Annotated in this window: 15 protein-coding genes and 1 tRNA gene; 5 read left to right on the top strand and 11 right to left on the bottom strand. The window is 36.9% G+C overall.

What is annotated here, in order from left to right; translation table 11 throughout:
• The first annotated feature begins 41 nt into the window (after positions 1–41).
• Entirely contained in the window at positions 42–485 is a 444-nt protein-coding gene (locus tag CXF71_RS11155) for an FAS1-like dehydratase domain-containing protein (RefSeq protein WP_101233023.1), read from the top strand.
• A 566-nt stretch (positions 486–1,051) separates the two neighbouring features.
• Here the strand turns inward: CXF71_RS11155 and CXF71_RS21960 are convergent.
• Genes CXF71_RS21960 through CXF71_RS11135 form a run of 4 tightly spaced genes read right to left on the bottom strand, consistent with a single transcriptional unit; the run spans position 1,052 to position 5,092 of the window.
• On the bottom strand, positions 1,052–1,324 hold the full coding sequence (locus CXF71_RS21960) for a cytochrome C oxidase subunit IV family protein (protein WP_101233022.1): 273 nt from the start codon (positions 1,322–1,324) through the stop codon (positions 1,052–1,054).
• Positions 1,325–1,915, bottom strand: a complete 591-nt coding sequence (locus tag CXF71_RS11145; protein WP_101233021.1) for a cytochrome c oxidase subunit 3 — start codon at positions 1,913–1,915, stop codon at positions 1,325–1,327.
• Positions 1,908–2,618 (bottom strand): hypothetical protein, encoded by a 711-nt coding sequence (locus tag CXF71_RS11140; RefSeq protein WP_157826740.1) that lies wholly within the window; start codon positions 2,616–2,618, stop codon positions 1,908–1,910. Before CXF71_RS11140 ends, CXF71_RS11145 begins: the two co-directional genes overlap by 8 nt.
• Positions 2,619–2,635: 17 nt before the next feature.
• Entirely contained in the window at positions 2,636–5,092 is a 2,457-nt protein-coding gene (locus CXF71_RS11135) for an FAD-binding oxidoreductase (protein WP_101233019.1), read from the bottom strand.
• Positions 5,093–5,231: 139 nt separating this feature from the next.
• On the opposite strand from CXF71_RS11135, the gene CXF71_RS11130 reads away from it, so the two are divergent.
• Positions 5,232–6,092 (top strand): helix-turn-helix domain-containing protein, encoded by an 861-nt coding sequence (locus CXF71_RS11130; RefSeq protein WP_101233018.1) that lies wholly within the window; start codon positions 5,232–5,234, stop codon positions 6,090–6,092.
• A gap of 370 nt (positions 6,093–6,462) precedes the next feature.
• On the opposite strand, the gene CXF71_RS21955 is transcribed toward CXF71_RS11130, so the two are convergent.
• Together CXF71_RS21955 and CXF71_RS11120 are read right to left on the bottom strand one after the other, a co-directional pair.
• Positions 6,463–6,570, bottom strand: coding sequence for an acyl-CoA dehydrogenase family protein (locus tag CXF71_RS21955; protein WP_442871931.1), 108 nt, complete (start codon positions 6,568–6,570; stop codon positions 6,463–6,465).
• A gap of 209 nt (positions 6,571–6,779) precedes the next feature.
• Positions 6,780–7,769, bottom strand: coding sequence for an NAD(P)H-dependent flavin oxidoreductase (locus CXF71_RS11120; RefSeq protein ID WP_101233017.1), 990 nt, complete (start codon positions 7,767–7,769; stop codon positions 6,780–6,782).
• 97 nt (positions 7,770–7,866) lie between these two features.
• On the opposite strand from CXF71_RS11120, the gene CXF71_RS11115 reads away from it, so the two are divergent.
• A complete protein-coding gene (locus CXF71_RS11115; protein ID WP_198559871.1) occupies positions 7,867–8,865 on the top strand; it encodes a GlxA family transcriptional regulator in 999 nt (332 codons plus the stop codon).
• A gap of 7 nt (positions 8,866–8,872) precedes the next feature.
• Here the strand turns inward: CXF71_RS11115 and CXF71_RS11110 are convergent, their stop codons facing one another.
• Positions 8,873–11,527 (bottom strand): LuxR C-terminal-related transcriptional regulator, encoded by a 2,655-nt coding sequence (locus CXF71_RS11110; RefSeq protein ID WP_101233015.1) that lies wholly within the window; start codon positions 11,525–11,527, stop codon positions 8,873–8,875.
• Between the two features lie 623 nt (positions 11,528–12,150).
• Here CXF71_RS11110 and CXF71_RS11105 point away from each other — a divergent pair.
• Positions 12,151–13,686: a DUF3369 domain-containing protein gene (locus CXF71_RS11105; protein WP_101233014.1), complete on the top strand. Its 1,536-nt coding sequence runs from the start codon at positions 12,151–12,153 to the stop codon at positions 13,684–13,686.
• Between the two features lie 3 nt (positions 13,687–13,689).
• A complete protein-coding gene (locus CXF71_RS11100) occupies positions 13,690–15,021 on the top strand; it encodes a sensor histidine kinase (RefSeq protein WP_101233013.1) in 1,332 nt (443 codons plus the stop codon).
• Between the two features lie 220 nt (positions 15,022–15,241).
• On the opposite strand, the gene CXF71_RS11095 is transcribed toward CXF71_RS11100, so the two are convergent.
• The 4 genes from CXF71_RS11095 to CXF71_RS11080 all read right to left on the bottom strand — a co-directional run bounded on the left by CXF71_RS11095 (position 15,242) and on the right by CXF71_RS11080 (position 19,191).
• Positions 15,242–15,332: transfer RNA gene (locus CXF71_RS11095), tRNA-Ser, on the bottom strand.
• 276 nt (positions 15,333–15,608) lie between these two features.
• Positions 15,609–17,279, bottom strand: coding sequence for a B12-binding domain-containing radical SAM protein (locus CXF71_RS11090; RefSeq protein WP_101233012.1), 1,671 nt, complete (start codon positions 17,277–17,279; stop codon positions 15,609–15,611).
• Positions 17,280–17,379: 100 nt separating this feature from the next.
• A complete protein-coding gene (tehB, locus tag CXF71_RS11085; RefSeq protein WP_101233011.1) occupies positions 17,380–17,946 on the bottom strand; it encodes a tellurite resistance methyltransferase TehB in 567 nt (188 codons plus the stop codon).
• A gap of 276 nt (positions 17,947–18,222) precedes the next feature.
• A complete protein-coding gene (locus tag CXF71_RS11080) occupies positions 18,223–19,191 on the bottom strand; it encodes a DUF1186 domain-containing protein (protein WP_101233010.1) in 969 nt (322 codons plus the stop codon).
• Positions 19,192–19,304 lie beyond the last annotated feature (113 nt).

Here is a 19,304-nt window from a genome sequence, read left to right as displayed (position 1 = left end):
CTACTTAAGATGTTAAGTGGCTTTGATTTAGAGTAAAAAATATGGTTAATTTTGATAACTGCACTATCGGCCAAACATGGCAAGGCAATAGTTTTTACTTAAACGAAAAAGATATTGTGGAATTTTCGCTCATTTGGGATCCTCAACCTTTTCATGCAGACCCTATTGCCGCAAAAACAAGCTTTTACGGTGGTATTACCGCGCCAAGTGCTTATTTATTTTGTATTGCTTCGAAATTATTTAATGACACTAATGACTACGCTGGTATAGGTGGGATTAAACATGAATTTGAAATAGCAAAACCAGCGCGTGCAGGAGATACCCTGTCTTTCATGCTCACTTGTATTAAAAAAATCCCTTCAAAAAGTAAACCCGACCGTGGCATAGTTATATTTGAACTTAAACTAACCACTCAAAATGGCGATGTTGTTTTAAAACAACAGTCAATTATCATGCTCTATCGAGATGAAAGTATGATCTTGTAAAGTACTGCTTGAGTATCGTTAATATTTGCCAACAAGTGAGCGAAAATCACATCATCTAATGGTTAATATTGGTCTGACTTCTTGAATGCTTTGCAACAACCACATCAGTGAAGACTGATTGTTCTTCCGTTGCAATTTCAATTTGAGCGTTGATTGAACTAATACCAAGTCCATTAAGTTAGTTTCCACTCAGAGCTTGCCAGCGGTTTGAGAACAAATAGAATTTTTTTCACATTGTCACTCTATATGAAAGAAATTCTGTGCGGTTATCGAAGCGCTGGAAAGCTCCCGAAGGGCCAGTTTAAACAAAGCATTCTAAAGCTACTCAAAACTCAATTTTCGTAACCACTCTAAGATAAGTCTCACAAGGTCATGACCAGTCGATACTTGTTCTTCACGGTAAAAAGGTCAAATACAAAGAAGACTACACCGCTATATTTGCTCTTTTATTTTGTATTTAACTGGGCACATGCTCTTAAATAACTCAGTCACTACAATATTAATCCTATTAGTGTATGTCGTAATAAGGTTACCATAAAATAAACTTACTGAGATATTTTACGCTGCTACCGATAAAGGATAAATAGTAATAGTCCACAAACCCCAAGGCACCATCCATCCATAAACCAACGTAAGTAACGTGGGGCTGTTTTTATTTCCATGAAATTCATTAACACTATACGAACCTTAATAAAGCCAATAATCAGAATAATGATGGACAGTATCTTGGTATCAATGGCCGTAAAATCATGCCCTAAAATCCATGATAATAAGGTAAATAATACCAATACTAACCATAAGATAAGATCATGTTTGAATGATGTTTTTGATCTATACATTTATTTCACCAAATACAACAATGGAAATAAGACAAGCCACAGTAAGTCGACCATATGCCACACGGCACCGCCACTTTCTAAATGCTGAATAAAAGTGATATTGCAAGAAGGCTCCCTGCTTTTATCCCATAAATATAACAGTACGCCGATACCGATAATAACGTGTAACAAGTGTATTGCCGTTAACATAAAATAATACATGAAAAAGTCGTTGGTTAGTAAGCTATAACCGTCTTGTATTTTCCCAGTGTACTCAATCACTTTACTACCAATAAAACAGCAACCGCATATAATCGCGGCTAATAACATGTGAGTGACGGTTGTGCTCATGGCTTTTCTAGCAGAATGTAGAGCTAATACGACAAACAGCGAGCCAGTTAAAAGTAACAAAGTATTGATAACACCAAAGGTTTGATTCAACGCTTGTTGTGCATTTAAAAATACAAGTTGATCGTTGCTACGGTCCCAGCAATAACTGATAAAGAAAGTACTGAACAACATCATATCACCGATAATAAACCCCCAGACACCGGCTTCACCCGTCATTCTTATTTTTGGGTCATCACCGATGCTGGCATTATTATCACTCATTAAGGTGTCGGTCTCTGTTGATTGATTTTATGAGTACTATGGAAGTAACAATATACCAACCAAAGAAAGCGACGGCTGGGATCCAAAAGGCAAATAAGCCATCCCACGCAAAAGGCCCTGTTTTAAAGAACAATAAAATGGCACCACCGTATAGCATGAATCCCATCCAAAAATTCATAAAGCCAAACCAACGAGGAAACACAGGAATTGCTCTATTATCTGAAATAGTAGCAAAACCCAAAGCAAAATATGACATGGAAATAATTGACCCAGGCCAAATAATTAGCAGGAAGGCGAAATCATTAAATGCTTGAATTAACTCGGCAGAGCGATCAACCCGAAATGCCGCAGCAGCCCATGCAGTTATTACCACGAATATAACGGCCGTGATGGCGGCTGTAGCTATAGCAAATGTTGCGACCAAAGCAGGACTGCTATTGCCCATTTGCCGCATGCGTACCGTAATTGCGGCATAAAAAGGTGCCGCAAAAGAAAATCCTAACATCATTAAAACACACGCAGAACGAATGCCAATCGAATGCTCTGCATAAAATTCTGCAATGGCTTCAGCACTAGCTGCTGGTGATGGCGGCGGTAAAAAACCCGCAAGAAGAATGAAGGCAACAAGAAAGCATACGGTAAAAATAGGCCCTCCCCACGCACAAACTTTTAAATAGCTATTATTCATGTCAATTCTCATCATTGAAGTTTTCATAAAAATTAGTCGTCTAAGAATACAGGTTCTCTACGTTCACCTACTTCAGGCAGATCATGTTTGACCACCAGGTTTTTGGTGAGCATATGTTTTATTACTTTGAACACAATACGCGGCTTTAATAATGATTGCATCGGCGCCGTAAAGTTGGTTACTCGCAAAAAGGCAACGAAGGCCTCTTTATCGAACGCTGATATTTTCATGACATGATCAACGTAAAGGTTCATGGCTTTTTGGTAGAACGGTCTTTTACCTTCCACCCATGGAAAACGATAAATTTGCTCGCTCAATACAGACCATATTTCATCAAAAATCTTAGCAGCAGCTTGGTATTGCAGTTTAGGCACATCGGTAAGCGAATTACTTGGATTAGCTAATATTGATTCCAATGCTCTAGCTTCAAGAAAACATTTAGTCATACCTGCTGCCGAGACAGGGTCTGCAGATGCAAACGCATCCCCCATCACGAAAAATCCTGCTGGAATATTAGCTAGCTTTTCATAGTGGCGACGGAACATACGTGGGAATTTAAACACTTTCACATCAGTGACTGGTGTCGCTTTTTGAATTAAATCGTAAACATGAGGTTGCTGAAGAACACGCGACCACTCAATAAACTCTTCAATGGTTTTTGGCGAGTTGTCTCTGCCATAACTCGACATAGTCACTAAGAATGATGATTTATCTTCAGAGTAAAAGGCGGCATAGGTTACATCACGCTCATAGGGGCGATGATTGTAGATAGTCATTATTTCCCAATCTGCTGGGGCATCTTTTGGGTCAATCGTAAAAAACACTGACGAGTAAGTGACTTCAATAGCCATTTCACTTTCTTCAGGTTGCTCGTAGTCAAATTCACTCATTATATTTTGGAATTTAGCGTTTTTACCGCTGCTATCAACCACTAAATCAGCCGCTAAGGTAACTTCCCCATCGAGGGTCATATAACTCACACCACTAACGGCTTGTGTTTGATCATTGAGTAATAAACTATCAACGGTTGATTCGTAACGGTAATCAATATTATTGATGGTTTCTATGCGCTCTCTTAACACCCCTTCTAATAAACTCCGACGTAAAGCACAGGCTTTAACGCCAGAATCACAAACAACTTTCCAGCTACCATTTTGAAAAATACGGTAGCTTTTTGATGCGTCAATCACCTTGGCGCCTGCCGCTTTTAACTCTTCTAAAAAACCAGGAAATAGATGCTCTAACTCTACTTGACCTCTGTGTAAAAGGTGATGAGCATGGTTAGCTTGCGGCGTTTTTTCACGCGGGTCATCTAATTCATGCCCTATATCAGCATCAAGAATAATGACTTCGTCAAAATAATCACTCAGTACTTTCGCCGTACACATACCCGACATACTGCCGCCAACCACAACGGCTCTACCATAAGGTTTTAAACCGGCAACAATCGGTTCTTTCGATTTTGTGGTAATCGCCGCTGGCGCAAATATTTCTGTATGCACTTTGTAGCCTTCTAGCCCTGATTGATCAAACCAGTTTTTGACGGCATTAATCATCGGTGGTGGTCCACATAAATAGGCATCAATGGCACCAGCGAACATATCTTCTGGTTGCATTAAATCAGTGACAAATCCAACGGGACCCTGCCAATTATCATCCGTATTGACGGCGACAATATCATAGGTAAACTTAGGCATTTTCTCTTTAAGTGCTTCCAATACGTCAATGTAACAAACATCAACGGATGCCGTAACACCATAAATCATACGTACAGATTGTGAGCGATTTGGCCCTTGCGCCAATTCTTGTAACATCGAAACGATAGCTGATAAACCGGTACCACCGGCAATAAGTAATAATGGGCGAACAACGTTACGTAAACTAAAGCTCCCTTTGGGTGGTGTTAACGTAATAATGTCACCGTTTTTCGCTTGATCTCGAAGGTAGTTACTCATTAAACCATCGGGTAATATACGAATAATAAACTCAAGCTCGTTGGCTTCGTTGGGCAAATTAGCCATTGAATAAGAGCGTTTATCCGTGGTCCCGGGGAGAGTCATTGAAACAAACTGCCCACCTGAAAAATTAATGGTATGCGCGCAACTAGAGGCATCGAGTTTTACTAATGCCGTACTGTCAGAAATCATCTCAACAGATACTAATGATGTTTTAATAGAACCCTTTAATTGGGGCATACAAAGATCGATAGGGTAATCAAAATACAGCTCTATATCGCTTTGTGCGCGAAGGCTACAAGGTAATAGTTTACCTTTTTTTATTTCTCTGGTACTCAGTGCCGCTGATGAGTCCATTGAAGTAGTCCCCTTACCACCGTCGCACATACAGACGCCACAAGTTCCTTCACGGCAATCATTGATAAGATATACGCCTTGTTCTTCAGCTGCTTCCAACACCGTTTGGTTATTTTTGACCTCAATAGTTTTAACTTCACCATCGCTGAATTTTATCGTAGCATTAACATATGTCATAGGAGTATCTTGTGTGGTTGTTGTTCAATAAAGCCACTATAGACTGATTGAAATTGTCAGTATTTTATAAATAGACTGCAATTATTACAAAAAATGACTATTATCAATGGTACATAAATACTCAATAATAGATTGACCTATGCGAAGTAATATAGATGAAGCTAGACGATTGGCGGTTGATGTCATAAAAGCAGAGCCGGTTATGAGCCAATTTGTAGCCACACGGACGCCTTTTCATATCGAGCGTTTTATTTGTGCGGAACAGCCACCAAAAACCATTGCATTACCAGCTCTCGTATTTGGCTTACAGTTTGCGGGGACCAATGTCCAAGCTAATACCCTAGAGGTATCGTCATCCAGCTCAGTTACATTGTTTCCTTTGGGAGTGGATATTACTTATCAAATGAAAGGTAATGTTGATTTTTCTATAATTTATGTAGAGCCTATAACGAACGCGCTAACAAAAAAAATAGGTGAATTATTGATGAGTCTTATGGGGCCTATAGTGCTTCATGATGCGTTATTAGATGCTCTAATCAGGCAATTAATATCCAGCTGTAGTATGTATAAAGATGAAGATCTGGATTATTTGAACGCTATATCATCAGCTACGTTAATGCAAATTGATCGTATATTACATAATAAAAAATCTATCCTCTTAAATTCAAACTCGGCTCAACTACCAAGAATTCGAGAAAGCGTGACCTATATACATACCCATCTTGATGGTGACTTAAGCATTGCAAACTTATCTCAATTAGCCCACGTGAGTCCGTCTTACTTTAGGATTTTATTTTTAGAAGTCACTGGTAATACAGTGCATCAATTTATTATTAAAACACGTCTTGAGCGAGCAAGAGAGCTACTACTGCACAGTGATTTAGCCATTACTCACATTGCAGACAAATTAGGTTTCAACAGTCAAAGTCATCTGACAACGCAATTTGCAAAAGCAAACACACTAACTCCTGCGCAGTTTAGAAAAAAGTTGCATCGATAAGATTATCTAGTTTTTGCGTAATAAAACATAAGCTTGAAATTAGAAAGCCTGCACGTTCTGGCTATAAACGTTCTTTCATGTTCACTTGTGTTGAAAACCCCTTCAAAAAGTAAACCCGACCGTGGCATAGTTATATTTAAACTAACCACTCAAAATGGCGAGGTTGTTTTAAGTTAAAAATTGACCGTTTGGTTATATAAAGAAAAATAACTTTTAACTTTTGAGATAGTAAATTACCTACCACTACCAATAACACTCCCGGTTAAATATCTATAAAGTCAATTACTTGCATATCAATAAGTGCAGCAGCAACACCCGAATTTACCTAGTCAATTTCTTCTAACATCACCATAGTTGCTAAGGTTGTAAATTATAACCCAGCACCACCATATTTTTTCTCAAATGGTATAGCAAAAAGACCAGCTTCCCCCATTTGTTTAACTAACGGCCAAGGGAGTGTATTAAGAACTTCGGGTATATTATTTAATTGATGAGCAATAGAACATCAAACATAATCAGCAAATGCTCTTACTTTGGTACGTACTTCGATAGTTTCTGCGGGTAACCAAATATCGTCGTATATTGTATCGGTTAAACGTGTTGGGTAATTTGTCATTTTCTATTTTCTATTTTCTTAAATTTATTGAGATTATTGCGTTTATTGAACGTTGACTGCTTTATTTGGCTTCAGCTTTTGACTTTCACTTTTAACATAGCAAGCTCGAATTCTTCAGAGAGTTGATTAATTAGCTCTTTAATTGAAATTACGTGTTTAATCGCGCTAACCCCTTGACCAGCCGACCATATATCTTTCCATGGTTTAGCGGTTACAGTAGCGTTTTCATGATGTTTATTGTCATCAGACATTTCCGCGCCAATATCAAAACCATCAGGTATTGGTAAATTATTTAAATCGTAGCCCGCATTCTCGATACTTTTTTTGACGAAACTAGCAGGGATTCCTGAGATAGCATTGGTATAAATAATGTCTTCGGCACTAGATTCAATAAGCAGTTGTTTGTACTCATTCGCTATCTGACATTCTTGTGTCGCTAAAAAGCGAGTGCCCATATAAGCAAGGTCAGCCCCTAAACAAAGTGCTGCCGCAATTTCAGCTCCTGTTGAGATAGCCCCCGATAAAATAATCGTTTTATCAAAGAATTGCCTCAACTCCTGTATTAAGGCGAAAGGATGCAAGGTACCCGCATGACCTCCTGCGCCAGCAGCGACAGCTATAAGGCCATCAACACCTGCCTGCATAGCCTTACGCCCATGTCTTGCGTTGATAACATCATGAAAGACAACACCACCATAGGAATGAACAGCATCAACTACATCACTTACCGCCCCAAGGGAAGTGATCAATAAAGGTACTTTATGCTTAACCAGTAGCGCTAAATCGGCCTTCACTCTAGGATTGGTTTTATGGACAATTACATTAACGCCAAATGGTGCCGCTTGCTTTCCTGAAGCAATTTCATAAGCAATTAATGATTGTTTAATATCAATGACCCAACGCTCCAACCCTTCACTTGTTCGTTGATTAGCTGCAGGAAAAGTGCCGATGATGCCTTCTATACAACTGGCAACCACCATTTGAGGTGTCGAAGCTAAAAACATCGGCGCACTGACAACAGGTAAGGCTAACTTACCTGTGAATTGTTTTGGTAATGCCATAATGACTTCCATATAAAGTAAGAAGTGATCATTGTAGTATCATCAATAACCGCGTAATATCATTCAAAATGACAATTTTATGGGGAAAACAGCCAAAATGATCAGTTTTGCAATTGTTGCGATTGATGGGTGTTATGGGTCAAGTCTGCATGGGCTTGCTGACGTATTGGTTGTCGCTAATGCACATTTAAGAAAAGAGCTTAACGAACAGCAAGCCCTCCTCCATTGGCAGTTTTTCACCTCTGTACACAATGAAATAAAAACCAGTAATGGCTTACCTATGAACCATGAATTGGCAGAGCAAAGTAAACAACAATTTGATGTGATTTATATCCCGGGGATATTGTACGAAGGAGCTAAATCCTTTACAAAAAAATTATCGTGTTATCTAAGCTTATATCAATGGCTAATTAAGCAGCACCAAGGTGGCGCTATAATTTGTGCCAATTGTACTTCAACCTTTTTTTTGGCCGAAGCAGGCCTACTTACCAATAAGACAAGTACCACCGTGTGGTGGCTAGAACATTTATATAAAAAACGTTATCCGCTAACACAGTTAAAGTTTGATCGACTCATTATCGAGCAAGGAAATATAATTACCGCCAGCGCAGCAACTTCACACTTTCAATTAGGGCTTTTATTACTGAAAAGATTTATACCCGAACATATTCTACAACAAACAGCAAAAACGATGCTAATTGATACCAGGAAAATAAATATATCGCCAGAACAATTACTCAGCCAGGCAAGAGAACATAATAATAAACTCATTCAAGATGCCCAAGAGTGGATCAGTCAACACATCAATGAAGCCTTTACAGTCCAAGAACTCTCAAAAACATTAGCGACAAGTGAACGTACTTTAATCAGGAAATTCAAAGAAGTATTGGCGATAACACCACTTAAATATGTACAAAAATTAAGAATAAATAAAGCTAAATATCTACTCGAAACCAGTGACTTAAACCTTGATAGAATAATTGAAAAAGTGGGTTATAAAGACAGAAGTACCTTTTCAAAACTTTTTAGCCAGCACACAGGAATACCACCGATAAGTTATCGTCGACAATTTTCTAAAATAACAAATGATGATTAATCTCCCCCTACACTTTGTCATTATCAGAAAAATGTATTTGACTAAAGAGTATATTCGCTTGTATGCGATTGTTTACGCCCAACTTGGCATAAGATACTTTTAAGTGAGTTTTCACTGTATTGATTGATAATGATAATTTATCAGCAATTTGTTGATTAGAATAACCAAGCGCCAGTAACTCCATAACCTTTTGTTCACTCGACGTGAGTGGTTCAATATTTGCCGTAGAAAACGGCAACTTACTTTCCTGTGTTTCAAAACGCTGACAAACAAGGTCCATAAATGCTTTTCGCTTTGGTGACCATTCTGTTAATGACCACTCTGATAAATACCCAATAGCAGTGGCATCTAACCTGCCAAGATATTGAACAATATTATGCTTACTAGCAAAGGTAACAACCGTTTTTAATGTTTGTTTGGCTAATGAAGTTTTAGTATTTTTAATATACACATTCACTAACATAATTAAACACTTTAGCTGTTGCAGTACACGCCCTGACAATTCATATTGATGAGATAAATCCGTTAGTATTTTCCTAACCTTGCTATAACGTCCTTTACTTACCAAGACCAAACAGTCGATCATTTCTTCATTAAACAACAAATGACCGTTTTTAGGTGCTGATAATAACGCTAACTCATGCTTGAAACTATCGTACAGTGCGTAGGCATCATCATAATTATTTTGGTTCAAATAACAGTCAATGGCTTCATAAATTAAAGGTGTCCTTGATATAGGTATATGACGCGAGCGCGATAAATCCATAAGTTGTTCAACTAACATCTCACGCTGTTCTAGCAAACCTAAGTCAGTTAATAGTTGAATATGTGTGGGGAAATACCAGGCAAGAAAAGACGGATCAGCGAGATTGACCACCATTTCCCCTGACTCATCAAATAATGATTTGGCTTGTTCCAAATTACCTTCAACATAGGCCAACATACCACGAATAACATTAATGATATGGCCCAATCGACTATCGTGCTCTTGACTAGCAATAAAATCTTGTGCCTCGCAACACACCTCTCGGCATTTTTCAAAATCACCCAGTGCAAAATACATCATGGAAAAAGTGACTTTTAAATATACAGTGCTAAAAAATAAACTGCCTCCTTTGGCAAAAAATAACCCCTGTGTCGCGAGGTGCGTTAAACCTTCAAAGTTATCTGATTTGAGATAATCAAATGCGAGTATAGAGCGCAAGGAGTTTTCAACGTAAGGGATGGCTAACGGGCTCTTTTCAAGCTCAGCTTTAATCGCATCAATATGTTGATACAAAGAATCCGAAAAATGCGCTATAGCCCCTTTAACACCTAATATTTGCACACCAAATTGTTCAACCAAATCGGGATTATCTAACAACAGATTATCCATCGTTTGTACTGTCGATAAGGCACTAGTGTGTTGGAACGTTAATGCGTAATACCAACCTTGAGACGCCAACAAGCTTACATTGGAAATTAAGTATTCATAAGGCAATTGATGAATTAACTTTTTAAAGCGCGGAAAATATCCCCTTGCTATGATATTTATGCCTTTAGGCACTAATATATCAACTGCTTTTTGATATTGCTTCGCGTTAATGTAGTGCTCAACAGCTTCGACATATATTTTTTGCGCTAAAAACCAATCACCTACTCTTTCATGTAATATTCTTGCCAGTTCGTCATCAACACTGGTTAATTGATGATATAAATAATTTCTCAATAAGGGCTGCAACATAAACCAATCGAACCGATGTGATAGATGCTGATTTTCTAAATGTATAATGGGAACAGTTCCAGCTAAATTGACGAAGTAGTCATTTTCACCAATTAATATTTCAGCTAAGGGTTCACATAAATAATGACTTACCGATAATGAAATCAAGTTGAACCGCTCTTCTTCGGATATATTACAGATTACTTCTTGGTAAAAAAATTCAGATAAATTTGAATTCGCTTTGGCAAAAAGCTTATCGTGATCGGATTCAGTAAGATGAACATTTTTGATCGCTAAACTCACAATAGCTGGCCAACCTCCAGTTCGATTTAAAACTAAAACGGCATCATCATCACTTAACGGTTCAGGCTGAATAAGTTGTGCGAAATCTTTTATTTCATCCTTTGAAAATCCCAAATCATCATGGGTTATTTTAACAATTCTTTCATTAACATAAAATTTGGCCGCAGGAAAAGGTAATTCTAGCCGACTACTCACAACTATCTTTATATTGGTAGAGTTAACCAATAACAATTGCTGCATAAGATCGACCAGTACTTGATTATTTATATGTTGATAATTTTCGTAAAATAAGTAAACCGATTTATCGAATAATGAAACTTCTTCGATAAATCGGTCCATAAATCTCAGTAATGATATATTTTCATCATAAAAAAAACTCTCTCTTAATACCCCAATTTCCTTTAATTGCGTTATGGAATGAACAAAAAAAGCTTCTGGTGAATTATCATCTTCATCTAATGTTGTCCAAACAGGAATGCCCAACTTACCGCTAATATGATGGGCATAATCGATCATAAGATAGGTTTTACCGTAACCTGAAGGGGCTTTAATAAATGCCAATTTAGCATTGTCTTTCAAAGCATTATCAAGATGCTTTAATAAATAGTCTCTTTTAAGAGACCCTTCTGGCTTGCTTGGAACAAAATATTTTTGCATTGTTTTTACAGAGTAAAATTATAATAATAATGATTAAGGTAAGATAACAATAATTGTTAATTAATTCATTAAATCAATGAAATATTATACCTTTAATCACAGATAGAGTAATTTCGCTAAGGCGCAATGTGCCCCATAACGAGTTATAGCTAACCGTCACTTATGGCTAGCTGAAGAACTCTCTGATGAACACTGGCTTAATGCTAATAAATATACGAATATAGTTTCATGAATTAGTTGTTATGACTTTTATGTCCGCAAAAGGGAAGTAGTATTTTGAAATTTAGAGTGTTTATCGAGGTCAACTGAGCACTAGTTAGTTGACCTAAGGCATTCGACAGCAGAATTGAAAATCATTGGTAAAGCGGACGTTCCCAAAATCGTTTTTGAGACTAATTTTATTAAAAAAATATAATTATAGAACAAGCACAAGTTCTATGACGGCTGCAAGGCTATATTGCAGACGGAGGAGTTTCATATCAAATAGTGTTTAAACAAGCCACAACACATGCGTCTTGTTCTGTATGACCAGTGCAGTTTTAAACTATTGTAAATTTAAAATTAGGGTCCTGAATTTTTAAGCTATATTTAACAGATAGTATTTATTTCACTTAAAGTTGCCTATGTCTAATAGTTTATTTTCAACCGAAGAAGAATCCCCTACAAATGAAATTCAGTTAGCTCCTTGGCTAGTTTTGGTCGTCGATGACGAGGCAGATGTTCATACCATTACCAAAATGACAATGAGTGGTTTTACCGTCGATAATAAACCTATTGAAATTATCAGTGCATACTCCAAAGCAGAAGGGATGATAAAATTCAAGGATAACCCTGATATAGCTTTAGCCATAGTTGATGTTGTGATGGAGTCAGAGCATGCGGGTCTTGAACTAATTGATTTTGTAAGAAACGAACTAGAAAATCATAAAGTAAGACTGGTGTTAAGAACCGGACAGTCTGGACAAGCACCCGAGAGTGAAGTCATCAGTAAATATGACATTAATGATTACAAATCTAAAACAGAATTAACAACGCAAAAACTAAGAACTCTATTTTATTCCAGTATACGTTCTTATCGTGATATTGAAACCATAGAACGAAGCCGCCAAGGCATACATAATGTTCTAGAATCAACCTCTAATGTATTAAAAAGCTCGACACTTTCTAATTTTGCGAACGCTGTTTTAGAGCAAATTGTAGTATTACAAGGTTATAAATCGCAAGCTGTATATGCTTCAACTTTCCCGAACCCAGAAAACAATGAGAGACAACAATATTTTATGGCGTCAACGTCAGAATATAGAAATGAAAATAATTTAACGACTTACGACTCTTTACCCGATGAGATAAAGACTAAATTTGATGACGCATTGAATTCAGAGAAAAGTATTAAGTTTGAAAACGGATATATTGCTTATTTAAAAACCCCGTCTGGCCATCAAAACGTACTCGCTATTATCTCAGAACAAGACATTGATGACTATGATTTAGAATTATTAGAACTGTATTGTGCCAATGTATCACTCACCTATGAAATGCTACTCAAAAATGAGGATATGATTGATGTACAACGCCAACTTGTATACCTTTTAGGTGAAGCCGTTGAAAGTAGAAGTAAAGAAACAGGAGCACATGTTAAACGTGTGTCAATCATCAGTGAAGCATTGGCGTTATCTATAGGGTTATCTCCTGAACAAGCTGAAATAATCCGTTACGCTTCACCTCTTCATGATGTAGGGAAAATAGCAATTCCAGACCACATCCTTAATAAACCGGGCAAGCTTGAAGGTAACGATTGGGAAGTGATGAAAAGTCATGCACAAATAGGTGCTCAAATATTAGCTAAATCACCACAAACTATTTTTCAAGTTGCAGCAAAAATAGCTTGTGGCCATCATGAAAGATGGGACGGTACAGGTTATCCACAAGGTTTATCTGGTACAGATATTACTATCGAGGCTCGTATAGTTGCGCTAGCTGATGTATTTGATGCTTTGGGTTCTAAACGTTGTTATAAAGAAGCATGGAGCAATGATGCTATTAAAAACTTTATAATTGAACAAACAGGTCAAATGTTCGATCCAATGATTGCAGATGTTTTAATTGAACAATTTGATTTTTTCGTCAATATTAGAGTTGAAAATCCCGATCAGGAATAAAGCATGAATGAACAGTTAGAAGATATTTTACATCAAGTTTCTAAGTCGCCCTTAATTGATAATGGCGAACTAGAAAAAGCTTATAGATTGGTTATTAGTTCTTTACATAAAGGATTGAATATTCAACGAGCTGGTGTTTGGTTCGTAAAAGGTGATTATTCTGAAATAAATTGCCAGTTACTTATTGATACATACCATCAAACAGAAATAGAAGTCTTAACTATTTCTGCATTGGATTATCCTCAATATTTGTTAGCACTTAAAGGCGAACGAGCTATTTTAGCTAATGATGCCCATACAAATAACGCCACCAGTGAATTTAGTGAAGGCTATCTTACGCCCTTAGAAATAAGCTCAATGCTTGACGTACCCATTAGACATAAAGGAGAAATGATTGGCATTATTTGCTGTGAACATATCGGAAATAAAAGGCAATGGTCTGAAGACGAAGCGACTTTTGTAAGCAGTCTGGCGGACTTAATTGGTAGAGCTATTAATGCTCAGGCTTTGAAACAAAGTGAACAAAAACTTAACGATATTAATGATAAATTAGAGAAGACAATAAAAGAGCGAACAGCACAATTAGTTGAATCTGAAAAAATGGCGGCATTAGGAAATCTTGTCGCAGGTATTGCCCATGAAGTTAATACGCCTTTAGGGATAAGTATAACAGCAAGTTCGGCGATTACTGATTCCATAAAAAAATTAGAAAAAGCAATGAAAGATGGACGACTATCAGAAGGTCTATTTAAATCATTCCTTCAAGAGAGTTATAAACTGCTGTTTATGTTAGAGCACAATTTAGGCCGGGCAGCTGATTTAATTCATCATTTTAAACAAACGGCGGTTGATCATAGTGATCAAAATATCCACATATTTGATGTTGAAAAATCGCTTAGGTCTTTGGTATTAAGCCTCAAAACAGAGATGACTAAATATGGTGTAAATGTAAAACTTGATGTTGTAGAAAAACTAACCATCTATTCCTATCCAAGCGCATGGTCACAAATTTTTTCTAATTTAATACTTAATAGCTGTAATCATGCATTTGAAAATAATAACAATCCCGAAATTAATATAAAAGTTTCAACCACGCAAGATAATATTATTGCCGAATATATAGATAATGGTTGTGGTATTCCAGAAGAAAATATCGGTCAAATTATGTTACCCTTTTTCACAACAAAAAGAGGTCAAGGAGGAACAGGTTTGGGTATGTCTATCGTGTATAATTTAATAACTGAGCAACTTAAAGGTACAATAAAAATAAAGAGTGAATTGGGTAAAGGTATAAACATACTGATTGAATGCCCATTAACTACTCTACCTCAGTAATGTAAAACGGTTTATTCTGCATATTTAGAATGACTATATTGGTGGCATATTTCGCATTCAGATTAATAAAAAACCATCATCAAAAAACAGATATCCTTATCTGTGATGAACGTCAGCTATCAAGAAAGTGATAAGGCATCTTTCAGCCTATCGGGTTTGCCTGCTTCGCTGGGCAAACAAAAAACCCGTTAATTTTTCGATTAACGGGTTTTTCTTAATGTGGCGGTGAGATAGAGATTTGAACTCTAGAAGGGCTACAAACCCTTGCCGGTTTTCAAGACCGGTGCTTTCGACCACTCAGCCATCTCACCTGAAGTTAACAATTAAGCGAGTTAAACAATGCTTGCTTGAGAACGAGGCGAATACTAATGTCTCGCCAATAAGTTGTAAAGCACTATTTTAATATTTAAGTTTGTTTGCTAAAAAAACAAACAAATACACACTAAAAATGAAGCTAACGTACCTCGTTAGTAATAAAATTCACAAATACCCGTAAACTATTCTCTTAATTTTAACAGTGAGCTTACTTCTATCAACGGTCAGACACTTTTGAGACAACAAAGAATAAATTATGTGATACGTAGCCATTAACTCATATGACGTTGTTGTCGTTGTAATGAATTGTTCTTGCTATTTTTTTCAGTCTGTTCAACCGCATAAAGATTAAGCCCACTAAAAATACTTTTTAATTTCGATGCATCGTAGTCTAGTTCAATCTTTGAAATAACAAGCAGATGCTTTTCAGGAAATAAAGCTTCTACTGATTGTGCAATTAGCTCAAATAATTTTTTCAGGCTAATTTTATGAATTTGTCCCGTTTTATTAAAAATCCATTCGGTAATCGCCATAAAATCATCAAAAGGTTTATCAGACAGTATATGGGGTAATGAGTATTTAAAACGGCCAGAATTACCAATCATGTCCCAATATCGCGCAAAGCGGTTAATGCGTTGCATGGTGGTAAAGCTCACCCTGTCAGTACTTAATATATTAAATGGCGGCAATGGATTGAAACGCAGATCAAAGGCTTCTGTGTGTCTTATAATTGGACTACCTTTCAAACGTTTCAAAATACCCATTTGAATTTCATGAGGGCGACAGTGATAGAGTTGGTTGAAGCTGTCTTTAAACGTGTCGAATGTTTCTCCAGGTAAACCAAAAATAAGATCAGCATGAATATGTGCAGAGGTATTGTCTCTTAACCAGATTAAGTTATCTTTTGATTTGGCGTTATTTTGCTTACGGCTAATATTAGCCTGAACCTCTGTGTTAAAGGTTTGTATCCCTATTTCAAATTGTAAACTGCCTTCAGGAAACTGAGCTAACAAGGCTTTTAATTTTCTAGGTAAATGATCGGGTACTACTTCAAAATGCAGGTATAGATCGTCAGTCATTCTATCTAAGAAAAACTGCATAATTTGCATGGTGGTTGTTATGTTTAAATTAAAGGTTCTATCAATAAATTTAAAATTTCGTGCTCCACGTTCATAGAGTATTTCCATTTGCTCAAGAAATAATGTGAGATCAAAGGGAGTGGATGTTTTATCTAAAGACGATAAACAGAACTCACATTTAAAGGGGCAACCACGCGACGCTTCAACATAGAGCAGTCTGTTTTTTAAGTCTTCATCCGTATAATACTGATAAGGCAATGCTATTTCTTCTAACGCTACGGGCTTTGAGTTAAGAATTTTTCTGTCGGGAGGCGTTTCATTGAGTATATCTTTACACAGTTGATAAAAACTTATATCTGCTGGACCAGTTAATACATAATCGGCACTAGCTACAATAGCTTGCTGCTCAGTTTCATAACTGACTTCTGGCCCACCTAAAATAACCTTAATCTCTGGTGCTATTACTTTTAATAAGCTAACAACGTCCGTTGTTTCAACTATGTTCCAGATATAAACACCAAAACCTACAATATCGGGTTTTGATGCTAATATTTGTTCAACAATATCAATGGCGCGAGTTTGAATAATAAACTCTTTTATTACGCAATATTCCTGTAACTCTTTTAAATTTGCGTAAAGGTAACGTAAACCAAAACTGGTATGAAAGTACCTTGCGTTAAGTGTCGCAAGTACAATCTTAGGCGAGGCTTTATTAACTTTTCGACTACTTTGATCAGTAACAGATGCACTCTTGTTTATTAAATCTGGCTTTATTGGCGCTGGGTTTATTGAATCAAGCCTATTTTCTTCCGTGAGAGGAATTTGTATAACGGTTAATTCGGGATGATTTTGTTGCTCTGCCATACTAGATTTTAAAGACCTTGAATAATATTGCACTATTATACTGCGATTGCTGACGTTGTTCAGCAATCTTATTTAATGAGTGGTGAAATATGGATATGTTTTAGCTCGGTTTACGCGCCAATATAGTCGCAAACTGCAATTTCGCGCCATTGTGCATAGTACCTACATTTTCATTGTACTTAATCAGCTCCCACCCTTCATAAGCCTCACGCAACTGGCCAGCTTTTAGAGTATAAGGGAAAGGGACTGGGCATGGGTGTTCTTCAGTGCTCATAGCGCAAACAATCAGATTATAACCGCCAGCAAGAGTGTGCTTATGCATATCAGCAATAATAGTATCAACACGAGTGGGGTCGATGAACATTAAAGTGACAGTACAAGAAATAAAGCCATAATCTTCACCAAGACTCGCATTATTAATGTCATACACGTGAGCCTTAATATTATTCATATTTTCTTCAACACTAATATTTTTCAGCGTATCAATGGCACTAGGATTAGTATCTATGGCAGTAACGTTAAATCCGAGTTGGCCGAGATACACTGCATTACGTCCATTAGAACAACCCATATCTAACGTATCGCATGGCTCAACAATTTTACACGCCTCTACTACTTCACTATGCGCAGGATTTAAGCCGTAACGGCTATTTAGGTCAACTATCATGATAACTACTTAGTTTATTAATGAGGGCTATTATTTTACTACTGATCTTGCACTATTGAATATGAATAGACGTGTTTTATAGGGTTTACTTGACCTTAATCAACAAGATTACCTTTTAGCATTAAGCCTATCTAGAGCCGTTACTTGCCATTGCCGTGAATGAACTAGCAACATAAAGTGGTTACACAAATATTTCCCGTAAGAGTATTATTACTCTCTTACGGGTATGTCTGAGTGATACAAGCACAATTAGCTGTTCCAGCCGACTGACCTAAACTAAACTCTACAACACTTTTTATATTTCTTTCCACTGCCACACGGGCAAGGATCATTGCGGCCAACTACAGGTAATGAACTAACAGGCACACTGTTCTCTATAATTGTATTTTCGTCGTACAGGATATTAGCCAATAAACCACCTTCTCTCATTAACGAATCAAAGCCATCAAAGTCTTCAAGATCTTCGCTTGATAGATTATCGAGTTCTTCATCTTCTGAGTCATCATCAGCCCAAGCAGTTAAGGTGGTAACAACATTAAATTGGGTTTGAATCATACCCGATTCAATCAACTTAGGCGTACCTGCCCTATTCCACACTTTAACTTCATCTTGTTTAAAACGGTCTTCATCAAATAAATCTTTGTCACATAAACTAATAAACTGACTTTTAAAATCATCAAGTTGATATTCAATGCAAGAATCGGCTAATGCGCTAAGTAAAAAGCTATTGGTTAAACTCGGTAAAGCCGAAAATACAGTTAGCCATCGAGTTACATGTGCACTTAATACGAATTCATCAATAATACCCGCTTCGTACTGAGCAAAAACCGCTTCTATAGCAGATGCTTTGCAATACATCGCTTGATGACCATCAACAATATAATTACACAATGCTTGTGTATTACCATCGACCACATTATAAAATAAGGTCGGTGTTAATTCAGTAAGCGCATCGCCAAATACCGCTTCAAGAGGCGTTAAAAACGTATCGCTACGTGAAAATAACTGCAAACACTTTTCTAAAGCTGGAGAATATTTTAATTCTGCTAACAATAAAGTACCAAAAAATAAAATGGTCTGCTGATCGTCGGTTAACGATGTATCATCTGCGATAAATTGATCTATCAGCCGTTCTAATTCAGGATAAAATTCTAGCCATTTTTCTTTAACTACTTCGAGACCCGTAATAGGTAATTCGTTGTCTCGTGTATCACCTATTGCCAATAAAGCTTGTTGTAAATTCATGTGAATTCCGTGATAAATAATAAATTATGAGTGCATATGCGCATATTATATAGTAAAGGTCTTATTCCCGTTACCATTCAAAGTATCAAATTCAATCGAAAAAAAACCGCGAC

This window comes from Colwellia sp. 12G3 (assembly GCF_002836775.1).
Lineage (GTDB): Bacteria > Pseudomonadota > Gammaproteobacteria > Enterobacterales > Alteromonadaceae > Colwellia.
This window is presented reverse-complemented; position numbering and strand designations above follow the sequence as displayed.